Origin of the sequence: Aeromicrobium sp., assembly GCF_036676885.1 — a bacterium.
Classification (GTDB): domain Bacteria; phylum Actinomycetota; class Actinomycetes; order Propionibacteriales; family Nocardioidaceae; genus Aeromicrobium.
Window position 1 is genome coordinate 1 of sequence record NZ_JAKFCB010000192.1, and the last position, 11,688, is coordinate 11,688.

An 11,688-nucleotide genomic window follows, 5' to 3' on the forward strand; every position below is an offset into this window, starting at 1 on the left:
TCAGGGCTGGCGCTCCTCGCGCTCCTCGTGGGTCTGCCGGCGCTGCTCCTGGTGCTGGCCGGCCCCCCGCCGATCCCCACGTCGTTCCCGTCGATGCGTGACTTCGCGCAGCAGCTGAGCTTCGAGGACCTGCTGTCGGTCCTGGTCGGAGTCGTCTGGCTGGCATGGCTCTACTTCATCGTGTGCGTCGTGGTCGAGGTCATCGCGGCTCGACGAGGTGGCATGGCGCGCTCGGTGCCGCTCGCCGGACCGTTGCAGAAGCTGGCGCAGGTGCTGGTCGGCGTCCTGATGATGTCGGGCATCATGGCGGGCACGGCGCAGGCCGCCACCCCGGTCGGGGACAGCGCGGCGCACACGTCGTCGATGGCCGCGCAGGTCGTCGACGCGGTCTCGGTCGCGGCCGAGACGGCTCAGGCCGAGGCGGCGGCACCGCAGGTCGAGCAGGCCGGCGACAAGATCTACACCGTCAAGGCTCCGCGGAACGGCTATCACGACAACCTCTGGGACATCGCGGACAAGCACCTGGGCGCGGGTCAGCGCTACAAGGAGATCTACGAGCTCAACAAGGACCGCGTCCAGCCCGACGGCCGCAAGCTCGAGCTGGCTCGGCTGATCCAGCCGGGCTGGGAGCTCGTCATGCCCGACGATGCGGTGGGCGTGGCCCGGCAGACCGCTCCACAGCCGCCCGCGACGGAACCCGCTCCCGTCGTCACGGACCTCGATGCGGGTCTCGCCTCGGACGAGCAGGTCACCCAGGACGCGGTGGTCTCGTCCGATGTTCCGCGCTGGGCGATCGGCGCCGGGCTGCTGGCCGCCGGCGTGATCAGCGCGCTGGCCGTCCGTCGCCGTCAGCAGATCGGACGCCGGCCTGACGACGACGCCCTCGAGGTCGAGACCGACTTCCGCATCGCGGCCGCGCTCGCCCGCAGCTCGTGGCTCGACGGCAGCCTGCGCACCTTGGCGCTGGAGTGCCGTCGTCAGGGCGTCGCGTTGCCCCCGGTGTACGGCGCCGTGGTCGACGACGACTCCGTCGAGCTCCTGCTGGCGCCGGCGGTCCCCGAGGCGGTGGGCGAGTGGACGGTGCTGGACAACGGTCGCCGGTGGCGCTGTGAGCGCACCGAGGGCGAGGTTCCCGGCCCGCACGAGGTGGCGCCCTACCCGGCGCTCGTCAGCCTCGGCGTCGACGACCAGGGACGTGACGTCATGGTCGACCTCGAGTCGGCCGGCGGCGTCGTGTCGCTCGTCGGCGACACCGACGTGGCCGAGGAGGTTGCCGCGGCGATCGCGGTCCAGGCCGCGACCACGGCCTGGTCCCGGGCGGTGCGCGTCATCGCCAGCGGGCTGCCCCACGGTCTCGAGCAGATCGGCGACGATCGGATTCGCGTCACCGACGACCTCCGTGCCGAGCTCCCGGACCTCGAGGAGCAGATCTCCGGCTTGCGCGAGGAAGTCCTGAGCGGCCGACTGCGCCGCCGCGGCCAGCTGCCGTCCTACCTCGTGGTGTGCGGCCACGCACCCGAGAGCGATGTGGCCGAGCGGCTCGGTGCGCTCGCGGGAGTCGGTCGCCAGTCCTTCTCCGTCGTGGTCGCCGGCGAGCACAAGGCTGCCCGGTGGCGCCTGCGGGTCGACGAGCACGGCACCCTCTCGGTGCCCCAGCTCGACTTCACGTTGACCGCCAACCGGATCGACCCGTCGCAGGTCAGCGCCGTGGCTGAGCTGTTCATCGCGTCGCGTGAGCCCGATCGTCCGGAGCACGGTGACCGCGTACGCATTCCGGAGCCGCTTCGACCCCACGACGACGCTGCCTGGACGACCGCGTCACGGCGGGTCGGCGTGCTGGGCCGCGTCACGGTCCAGGGTGCCGGTGACCTGCCGGTGGACCGCGCGGCGATCGCGACCGAGCTCGTCACGTTCCTCGCGCTGCACCCCGAAGGCGTGCACCCGCACGTGCTCGGCGGGATCCTGTGGCCGCGTGGCGTCACCGCCGACGTGCAGGAGTCGACGATCGTGCGGGCCAGGCAATGGCTCGGCAGCGCGACGGACGGGTCGCACCTGCTCCGCAGCGACGTCGACGGGCGTCTCTCGCTCGCGGACGAGGTGGTCTGCGACTGGGACTGCGCCCGTACGTTGCTGATCAGTGCCCGCAGCACGAGCTCGCCGGTCGAGGAGGTCGACCTCCTGCGCCGGGCGCTCAAGCTCGTCCGTGGTGAGGTCTTCGACGGCGTGCCCGAGGGCCGCTACGGCTGGATCGCCCGCGATGACGTGACCCGCACGATGGTCCGCGTCGTCGTCGACGGCGCCCACCGGCTCGCGGAGCTGTTGTCCGACGATGATCCCGGCGGAGCCGCCCAGGCCGCCGAGTCCGGGCTCCGGATCAACCCCGGGAGCCAGCTCCTGTGGCGCGACCTGATGCGGGCCCGCTACGCCGGCACCGGGGTCGCCGGAGTCCAGCGGACGCTCGAGCAGATGGGCGAGGCGCTGCAGAGCATCCCGCTCGAGCCGGAGACCGAGGCACTGGCGCAGGAGCTCCTGCCCGAGGCGGGGTCCTTCGCGACCGGCAGCTGACCTGGATCGAGGGCTGATCGCGGGAGAGGTCGTGAAGCTTTGGGCCTAGCCTGCAGTTGTCAGCAAATGGCGGACGATCCTGGGCTCCGTTCCACGCGGCAATCACGCAGCGTCAAGGTGAGGCGTGTGCGGCTTTCGCCCAGAGAAGTTTCACGCGCTCGAGTGCTTGTTCCGGACCGATGTCGACGCGGCCTTGATGGCCGAGCGCTTCGGCCCATGCGTCCTCCGAGGGCGCTTCTCGGAAGACGTCGGGAGCCGGGTTGTTTCCGGTTGGGCCGTGCCGTCGGTAGAGCGTGGCTGCTTCTGCCGTGATGTAGCCGTGCTCACCGAGTGCCCAGATGTCGTACAGGTCGCGCGGCGCGGACCGGTCAGCCCAAGTAGCTGTCTTTACTGCCGCGAATGCCGTTGGTGTAAACGTGGTGAGCGTTGCCGGCGGCGCGTCGGCGTACCTCTGGATGAGTGGCAACTTCTCGGTGGGCCAGTCCTCGTATCCGTCAGATGACAGCAGCTGCACCTGGACGCGGGTGCCGTCTTGGGTTACGAGAGTGGCAGGTTCTGAACCCTTGGTGGTGGTTGGCGCTGGACTCCAGGAGATTGTGCCGTGGCTGCGTTGCAGGCCTCGTGCAATCGTCGCTTGAATTGCTTCGGCCATGTCGCCTCTACGCCCGCGGGTGATGAGGTCGATGTCCTCGCTCAGGCGCAGGTTGGGCAGGTACGTGCGAGACAGCGCTGTGCCGCCGAAGAAGGTGAGGTCGTCGGCGCCTTCCATGGTGGTCAGAGCGCCGAGAATGTGGGAGATCAGGTGGTCCCTGCGCACTTGCTCGGTGCCGACCGCAAACTTGGCGGCGACGGCATCAAGGTCGTCCTGGAGTCGGAGGCGTCTGCCTTCCTTGGCGGCAAGACGGGCCATTTCGGCCGTGGCCTCGCGTAGGGTCTCGCCGCGTCTGATTGCTACTAGGAGAGCAGCCGCGCGGTCCTCGCCGCCGTTGGCCTCGGCCTCGCGAGCGGCTTGCTTGAGCCGTTTGACGCCTTCTGTGGTGGTGGCGTACTGGGCAGCAGCTTCACTCCATGTGGGGGTGCCGGGCGTCGCTGTCTCGAATGACTGGCGGGCGTCCGCGGCGAACTGTTGTCCGCCGTCCGCGTGGCTCTCACTCATCGTGACCTGCTCCCGGCCGTTCTAGCGTCGCTGGCGGTTCGCATCGAGGCGGGCTAGCGTCGCCCGCATCTTCTGCGCGTCGGCGATCCGTTCGAGCGTGGCACGGTCGCACTGTGGGAGGAGGTTGCGGATCGCCTCAGCCGCGGCCTCCGGCGTCCCTGCGAGTCCTGGCCGTTTGGTGAGGTCGAGGACCGTCTGTTCAGGTGTGGTCGTCAGGACAGGTCCGAGTTCGGTGCGTTCAAGGCGGGCGTCGAGCGCGTCGATGGTGCGTTTCATGAACCTCACGACGCCCTTCCTGAAGGTGAGGCGGACCGGTTCGTGTTGGCCAGGAACCGCGACGACTGCCTTGCCGATAGCGCGGGGATAGCCGCCCAGTACGCGAGCGGCCGTCATCCCCATGAGGATGACGGCTCTGTCGCCGTAGATGGCCGTGGCGATCCCGGCCGCGGCGGCCTCAACGGTTGGTTCCCAGTCGGGCCCCTGGTCGTCGGGGATGGCGCAGTAGTAGCCGTGGGCAAGGTGGCGGACGCGGCCCTGCTTGGCCAGGTACTGCAGCTGTCTGCCGGGTTGGGCGTAAACCTCAGTGAGGTCCGCTGGGCGCACGGTACGGAGAGGCGCACGCGTGATCGTCAGGGGTGTCGCCATCACGGTCCTCCTATTAGTACTGGAAAGAATGTAGGAATTGTAGCATTTCCAGTACTAATTGACCCCAAGCTGGAACTGGTAATACCCGAATGCCCGAGATGAAGCTCTCGTCAAGGATCGACCGGCAGCTGACCGCAGGCTCAGGCGACGACGGCGTCGCCGATCGCGAGCGCCTCGTCGATGATCGCGAGGCCGCGACGCGCGTCGTCGTCGCTGATGACGCACGGCGGGACGACGTGGATGCGGTTGTAGTTGGCGAACGGCAGCATGCCGGCCTTCTTGCAGGCGCCGATGATGTCGTTCATCGCTGGGCTGCTGCCGCCGTACGGCGCGAGGGGCTCGCGGGTCTCCGGGTCGGCGACGAGCTCGATCGCCCAGAACGCGCCGAGTCCGCGTACCTCGCCGACGCAGGGGTGCCGGTCGGCGATCTCGGCGAGTCCGGGGCCGAAGACCTCAGCACCGAGCCGTGCCGCGTTCTCGACGATGCCCTCCTCGGCCATCGTGTTGATCGTCGCGACCGCGGCCGCGGCGGCCAGGGGATGGCCGGAGTAGGTCAGGCCGCCCGGATAGGCGCGGTGCGCGAACGTCTCGACGATCGCGTCACTGATGACGACGCCGCCCAGGGGTACGTACCCGGAGTTGACGCCCTTGGCGAACGTGATGAGGTCCGGCACGACGTCGAAGTGGTCGATCGCGAACCAGGCGCCCGTACGTCCGAAGCCGCTCATGACCTCGTCGGCGATCAGCATGATGCCGTGCTCGTCGCACAGGCGGCGCACGCCGGCGAGATAGCCCGGCGGCGGCACCATGATGCCGGCCGTGCCGGGGATCGTCTCGAGGATGATGGCGGCGATCGTCGAGGGGCCCTCGTTGCGGATCACGTGGTCGAGGTGCTGGAGGGCGCGCTCGCACTCCTCGGCCTCGGTCGTCGCGTGGAACTCCGAGCGATAGAGGAACGGCCCGAAGAAGTGCACCGTGCCGGTCGTCGCCGAGTCGTTGGCCCAGCGCCGTGGGTCGCCGGTCACGTTGATCGCGGTCTGCGTGCCGCCGTGGTAGGAGCGGTAGGTCGACAGCACCTTGGGCCGCCCGGTGTGGAGGCGGGCCATGCGGATCGCGTGCTCGTTGGCGTCGGCGCCGCCATTCGTGAAGAAGACCCGTTCGAGGCCGGCGGGCGTACGTTCGGCGATGAGCCGCGCGGCCTCGGACCGCGCCTCGTTGGCGAACGGCGGGCCGATCGTGCAGAGCTTGGCCGCCTGCTCCTGGATCGCCGCGACGACCTTGGGGTGCTGGTGGCCGATGTTGGTGAACACGAGCTGGCTCGAGAAGTCGAGGTAGCGCGTGCCCTCCTCGTCCCACACCTCGCTGCCGGAAGCGCCGGCGATCACCATGGGGGAGATCTCGGCCTGCGCGGACCAGGAGTGGAACACGTGGGCGCGATCGAGGTCGTACGTCCTGCTCATTGTTGACTCCTTGGTTGCTGTGCGTCGTCGGCTCACGAGGTTTCGACTAGGTGGCCGCTCCGCGGCGCCACGGCTCAACCTTGTCGGGGCGTTCGGCCGCGGGCGGCCTCAACCCCGCCTAATCGTGCGTCGGGAAGGCGAGCTCCAGGCCACCGGACGGTGAGACCGCCGGGTCGGCCCAGCGGCTGGTGATGACCTTGCCACGCGTGAAGAAGTGGACGCCTTCGACGCCGTGGGCGTGCGTGTCGCCGAACAGCGAGTTCTTCCAGCCGCCGAACGAGTAGTAGGCCATCGGGACCGGGATCGGCACGTTGACGCCGATCATGCCGACCTCGACGTCGACCTCGAACTTGCGCGCGGCCCCGCCGTCCTTGGTGAAGATCGCGACGCCGTTGCCGTACGGATTGGCGTTGACGAGCTCGACCGCCTCGTCGTACGTCTCGGCGCGTACGACCGAGAGCACGGGACCGAAGATCTCCTCGGTGTAGATGCTCATGTCGGGCTTGACGTGGTCGAACAGCGTGGGGCCGAGCCAGAAGCCGTTGTCCTCGCCGTCGACCGGCGACTCGCGGCCGTCGATCACGAGCTTGGCGCCGGCGGCGTCGCCGGCCTCGATGAACGATGCGACGCGGTCGCGGTGAGCGAGCGTGACGAGGGGGCCCATGTCGGTGCCGCGGGTGCCGTCGCCGATGCGCAGGGTCTTGGTACGTGCGGCGATCCGGTCGACCAGCTCGTCGGCGACGGGGCCGACCGCGACGACGACGCTGATCGCCATGCACCGCTCACCGGCGGAGCCGTAGCCGGCGTTGACCGCGGCGTCCGCCGCCAGGTCGAGGTCGGCATCGGGCAGCACCAGCATGTGGTTCTTGGCGCCGCCGAGGGCCTGGACGCGCTTGCCGGCCTGGCTCGCGCGCTCGAAGACGTACCGAGCGATGGGGGTCGAGCCCACGAAGCTGATCGACTTGACGTCGGGGGAGTCCAGGAGCGCGTCGACCGCGACCTTGTCACCCTGCAGGACGTTGAAGACGCCGTCGGGCAGCCCGGCCTCCTTCCACAGCTCGGCGGTCCACAGCACGGCGGACGGATCCTTCTCGCTCGGCTTGACGACGACGGTGTTGCCCGCGCCGATCGCGATCGGGTAGAACCACATCGGCACCATGGCCGGGAAGTTGAACGGGCTGATGATGCCCACGACACCGAGCGGCTGGCGCTTGGAGTGCAGGTCGACCCCGGTCGACACGCCGTCGGAGTGCGAGCCCTTGAGCAGGTGCGGCATGCCGCAGGCGAACTCGACGACCTCGAGGCCGCGGGACACCTCGCCGAGGGCGTCCGCGAGCACCTTGCCGTGCTCGGAGGTGATGATCGCGGCGAGCTCTTCCTTGCGCTCGTTGAGCAGCTCGCGGAACCGGAACAGCACCTTGGTGCGAGTCGTCAGCGAAGCGGCTGCCCAGCCGGGCGCGGCCGCCTTGGCCGCGGCGATGACGCGCGCGGCATCGGCCTCGTCGGCGAAGGCGACCTGTGCGGTGACCTCGCCGGTGGCGGGATTGGTGACGTCGCCGAAGCGTCCGGAGTTGCCCACGTGAATGCTGTTGTCGAGCCAGTGCCCGATGGTTGTCTTCTCGCTCATGCTGTCGATCCTCCGCCTCTGCGCCCATCACCGCAATGGACGATGTGTCGCCAGATGCGCTGAATGCTTTACACAGTGTCAACTAGACTCGGCGCATGATCCCCACGATCCGCTCGATCCTCGCCGGACCTGCCGTACAGGCCGGTGAGCCGGAGGTGCTGACCGGCTCGACGCGGCTGGACCGGCCGGTTCGGTGGGTCCATGTGAGCGAGGTGCGGGAGGTCGCGGACCTGCTGGAGGGCGACGAGCTGCTGCTGTCGACCGGGCTCGCGATGCGCGGCTCCGACAAGGAGGCGGTGGACTACGTGTCGGCCCTGATCGACGCCGGTGCCGCCGGGCTCATCGTCGAGCTCGGCGAGCACCTGCCGGCCATCCCGGCGGCGGTGCTCGACCTCGCCCGGTCCGCGGAGTTCCCCCTCGTCGTGCTGCACCACCAGGCGCGCTTCGTGCTGATCACCGAGGAGGTGCACCGCGGCATCGTCGCGGACCGCTTCGACTTCGTGCGCTTCGCCCAGGACGTCCACGAGACGTTCACGGCGCTCAGCCTCGACGGCGCCGGCGTCGAGGAGCTCGTACGAGCTGGGGCCGAGATGGCCGGCTCCTCGATCGTGCTCGAGGACCTCAACCGTCGTGTGGTCGCGTTCCACGCCATCGGGCGCCCCGCCGAGGGTCTGCTGGCCGACTGGGAGCGCCGATCGCGGCTCTGCCCACGGCGTGAGGGCACGGGACTCGCCGGACTCGAGGGCTGGCTGACCACGGTCGTCGGCACGCACGGCCACACCTGGGGGCGGCTGGTCGTCCCCAACCCGGCGGCGGACCAGCAGCGGCTCGGCATGCTCGTGGAGCGGGTCGCCCAGGCCGTCGAGCTCTCCCGCATGATCGAGCGCGACCAGCAGTCCGTGCAGCTCCAGGCGCAGGGTGGCTTCCTCAGCGAGCTGCTCGACGGCCGGCTCGTCGAGGAGTCGGCGGCCCTGACCCGCGCGCTGGCACTGGGACTGGCGCCCGGCGACACGTACGTGGGCGCGGCGGTCCAGGTCGACGTCGCGGTAGGGGAGGCGGCGACCACCCACCGTGCGCAGCGTCGGCTGGGCGAACGCGTCTCCAAGGCGTTGACCGCCTCGCGGCAGTCCGCGATCGCCGGCGCGCTCGGTGACGACCAGGTCATCCTGCTGCTGTCGGTGCCGGCGCGCTCGACCGAGGACGCGGTGCTGACCGCGTTCGCCGATGCCATGCGACTCGACCCCGGTCACGACCCGGTGACGATCGGCGCGGGAGCCGCCGAGCCGGACCTGCTCTCCACCAGCCGGTCGCTGCGAACCGCGCAACACGTCGCGAGGGTCGCGCACGAGGCGCTCGCGCCCGGACCGGCGTACTTCCGCCAGGCCGACATCCGGCTGCACGGGCTCATCGCGCAGCTGCACGACGATCCGCGCGTGCAGTCGTTCGTCGAGGCCGAGCTCGCCCCCCTGCTGGCGTACGAGGCCCGGCACGGCGGCGGGCTGCTCGACCTGCTGCGGCAGTTCCTCGCCGCGGGCGGCAACAAGTCGCGGCTCGCGCGCACCTCCCATCGCAGCCGCCCCGCGCTCTACGCCAAGCTCGCGCAGATCGAGCACGTGCTGGGCGTACGCCTGGACGATCCGTCATCGCAGCTGTCGCTCGGCGTCGCGATGATGGCGCACGATCACGCCCGTTGAGGACCCCGCGTTCATACGTCCGTCACACGAAGTCACTCTCGCGAAACGCCTGTCCCCTTGAATGTCTGGACGAGGTGCCTCGACCTGCTTAGAGTGAGCGCCTTACAACGGTCCGCGATCCGGACCCGGTAGCGAGAGGGCAGCCAAGTGACGGTCATCAGAGCCGCGATCACGCAGACGACGTGGACCGGCGACAAGGAGTCGATGCTCGACAAGCACGAGCAGTTCGCGCGCGACGCCAAGGCGGAGGGTGCGCAGGTCATCTGCTTCCAGGAGCTGTTCTACGGCCCCTACTTCGGCATCACCGAGGACAAGAAGTACTACCGCTACGCCGAGCCGGCCGACGGCCCCATCGTGCAGCGCTTCGCGGCGCTCGCCAAGGAGCTGTCGATGGTCATGATCCTGCCGATCTACGAAGAGGACATCACCGGCGTCTACTACAACACCTCGGTGATCGTGGAGTCCGACGGCACCGTCCTCGGCAAGTACCGCAAGCACCACCTCCCGCACCTCGACCGGTTCTGGGAGAAGTTCTACTTCCGTCCCGGCAACCTGGGCTACCCGGTGTTCGACACCTCCGTCGGCAAGATCGGCATGTACATCTGCTACGACCGGCACTTCCCGGAGGGCTGGCGCGAGCTCGGGCTGAACGGCGCCCACATGGTCTTCAACCCCAACGCCACCAAGCCCGGCCTGAGCAACCGCCTGTGGGAGGTCGAGGGTCCGTGTGCGGCCGTCGCAAACGGCTACTTCGTGCTCCAGCCAAACCGGGTCGGCAAGGAGGACAATGAGTACGGGGAGCTCGCCGTCGACTTCTACGGCACCAGCCAGGTCATCGATCCGCGCGGCAACTTCGTCGGCGAGCGCGGCTCGAGCACCGACGAGGAGGTCCTGATCCGCGATCTCGACCTCGACATGGTGCAGCAGATGCGCGACGACTGGCAGTTCTATCGCGACCGCCGTCCCGACTCGTACACGTCGATCGCCAAGCCGTAAGGAGAGGTCATGGCAACGACACTCATCACCGGCGGGACGGTCGTCACGGCGACCGGCCGCTCGGCAGCTGACGTCCTGGTCGACGGCGAGGTCATCGTGGGCGTGCTGGCCCCGGGATCGACGCTCCTGGGCAGCAACCTCGCGAGCACGGTCGACACCGTGATCGACGCGACCGGCAAGTACGTCATCCCCGGGGGCATCGACGCGCACACGCACATGGAGCTGCCGTTCGGCGGCACCGCGGCCTCCGACACGTTCGAGACCGGCACCCGGGCCGCGGCCTGGGGCGGCACGACGATGATCATCGACTTCGCCGTGCAGACGTATGGCCAGCAGGTCATGGACGGCCTCGCGACGTGGCACGACAAGGCGCGCGGCAACTGCGCGATCGACTACGGCTTCCACCAGATCATCGGCGACGTCAACGCCGACTCGCTCAAGGCGATGGACGGCCTGGTCGACGAGGGCATCACGAGCTTCAAGCTGTTCATGGCCTATCCGGGGGTGTTCTACTCCGACGACGCCCAGATCCTGCGAGCCATGCAGACGTCTGCCGAGACCGGCCTCATGACGATGATGCACGCCGAGAACGGGCCCGCGATCGACGTGCTCGTCGAGCAGCTGCTGGCGCAGGGCAAGACCGACCCGTACTACCACGGGGTCGCCCGCGCCTGGCAGATGGAGGAGGAGGCGACGCATCGCGCGATCATGCTGGCCAACCTCACCGGAGCGCCGCTCTACGTCGTGCACGTCAGCGCCAAGCAGGCCGTCGAGCAGCTCGCCGCCGCCCGCGATGCCGGGCAGAACGTGTTTGGCGAGACGTGCCCGCAGTACCTCTACCTGTCGCTCGAGGAGCAGCTCGGCGCGCAGGGGGAGAAGTGGGGGAGCTTCGAGGGCGCCAAGTGGGTGTGCTCGACGCCGTTGCGCTCGCGCGCGGAGGGCCACCAGGACCACATGTGGCAGAGCCTGCGGACCAACGACATCCAGATGGTGTCGACCGATCACTGCCCGTTCTGCATGAAGGACCAGAAGGATCTCGGGCTCGGCGACTTCTCCAAGATCCCCAACGGCATCGGGTCGGTCGAGCACCGTATGGACCTGATGTACCAGGGCGTCGTCAGCGGTCAGATCTCGCTAGAGCGGTGGGTCGAGATCACCTCGACGACGCCGGCGCGGATGTTCGGCCTCTACGGCAAGAAGGGCGTCATCGCACCCGGCGCCGACGCCGACATCGTCGTCTACGACCCCAACGGCCACACCTCGATCGGCCTGGAGAAGACCCACCACATGAACATGGACTACTCCGCGTGGGAGGGCTTCGAGATCGACGGGCACGTCGACACCGTGATGTCGCGGGGCACGGTGATCGTGGACGACAACGCGTACGTCGGCACCAAGGGTCATGGTCGGTTCGTCAAGCGCGACCTCTCCCAGTACCTCATCTAGCAGAAGGCTGATCATGGATTTCGGCGTCGTCCTCCAGACCAATCCACCCGCGTGGCGCACGGTGCAGCTCGCCAAGCTGTCCGAGACGCACGGCTTCGA

At 69.0% G+C, this 11,688-nt stretch carries 8 protein-coding genes; 4 read left to right on the forward strand and 4 right to left on the reverse strand.

The window, feature by feature from the left end; translation table 11 throughout:
• The coding region (locus V6M46_RS09195; RefSeq protein ID WP_332664022.1) for a hypothetical protein at positions 1–2,565 on the forward strand (2,565 nt) is incomplete at its 5' end.
• 112 nt (positions 2,566–2,677) lie between these two features.
• On the opposite strand, the gene V6M46_RS09200 is transcribed toward V6M46_RS09195, so the two are convergent.
• The 4 genes from V6M46_RS09200 to V6M46_RS09215 form a co-directional block, all read right to left on the reverse strand.
• Positions 2,678–3,721 carry a nucleotidyl transferase AbiEii/AbiGii toxin family protein gene (locus V6M46_RS09200; RefSeq protein ID WP_332664024.1) on the reverse strand — a complete coding sequence of 348 codons (1,044 nt, stop codon included), beginning with the start codon at positions 3,719–3,721 and terminating at the stop codon, positions 2,678–2,680.
• 21 nt (positions 3,722–3,742) lie between these two features.
• On the reverse strand, positions 3,743–4,366 hold the full coding sequence (locus V6M46_RS09205) for a type IV toxin-antitoxin system AbiEi family antitoxin domain-containing protein (RefSeq protein WP_332664027.1): 624 nt from the start codon (positions 4,364–4,366) through the stop codon (positions 3,743–3,745).
• Between the two features lie 140 nt (positions 4,367–4,506).
• Positions 4,507–5,862: an aspartate aminotransferase family protein gene (locus tag V6M46_RS09210; RefSeq protein WP_332664030.1), complete on the reverse strand. Its 1,356-nt coding sequence runs from the start codon at positions 5,860–5,862 to the stop codon at positions 4,507–4,509.
• An 82-nt stretch (positions 5,863–5,944) separates the two neighbouring features.
• A complete protein-coding gene (locus V6M46_RS09215; protein WP_332664033.1) occupies positions 5,945–7,453 on the reverse strand; it encodes a CoA-acylating methylmalonate-semialdehyde dehydrogenase in 1,509 nt (502 codons plus the stop codon).
• Between the two features lie 95 nt (positions 7,454–7,548).
• Here V6M46_RS09215 and V6M46_RS09220 point away from each other — a divergent pair, with 95 nt between their 5' ends.
• The 3 genes from V6M46_RS09220 to hydA all read left to right on the forward strand — a co-directional run bounded on the left by V6M46_RS09220 (position 7,549) and on the right by hydA (position 11,589).
• Positions 7,549–9,147: a PucR family transcriptional regulator gene (locus tag V6M46_RS09220; RefSeq protein ID WP_332664036.1), complete on the forward strand. Its 1,599-nt coding sequence runs from the start codon at positions 7,549–7,551 to the stop codon at positions 9,145–9,147.
• Positions 9,148–9,294: 147 nt separating this feature from the next.
• Positions 9,295–10,143, forward strand: coding sequence for a nitrilase-related carbon-nitrogen hydrolase (locus V6M46_RS09225; RefSeq protein ID WP_332664039.1), 849 nt, complete (start codon positions 9,295–9,297; stop codon positions 10,141–10,143).
• A gap of 9 nt (positions 10,144–10,152) precedes the next feature.
• Entirely contained in the window at positions 10,153–11,589 is a 1,437-nt protein-coding gene (gene hydA / locus V6M46_RS09230) for a dihydropyrimidinase (protein WP_332664042.1), read from the forward strand.
• The last annotated feature ends 99 nt before the right edge of the window (positions 11,590–11,688 follow it).

Excerpts from the sequence above, each read along its gene's own strand:
- V6M46_RS09200 (WP_332664024.1), bottom strand. The coding sequence starts at position 3,721 with ATGAGTGAGAGCCACGCGGACGGCGGACAACAGTTCGCCGCGGACGCC.
- V6M46_RS09205 (WP_332664027.1), bottom strand. The coding sequence starts at position 4,366 with ATGGCGACACCCCTGACGATCACGCGTGCGCCTCTCCGTACCGTGCGC.
- V6M46_RS09215 (WP_332664033.1), bottom strand. The coding sequence starts at position 7,453 with ATGAGCGAGAAGACAACCATCGGGCACTGGCTCGACAACAGCATTCAC.
- V6M46_RS09220 (WP_332664036.1), top strand. The coding sequence starts at position 7,549 with ATGATCCCCACGATCCGCTCGATCCTCGCCGGACCTGCCGTACAGGCC.
- hydA (WP_332664042.1), top strand. The coding sequence starts at position 10,153 with ATGGCAACGACACTCATCACCGGCGGGACGGTCGTCACGGCGACCGGC.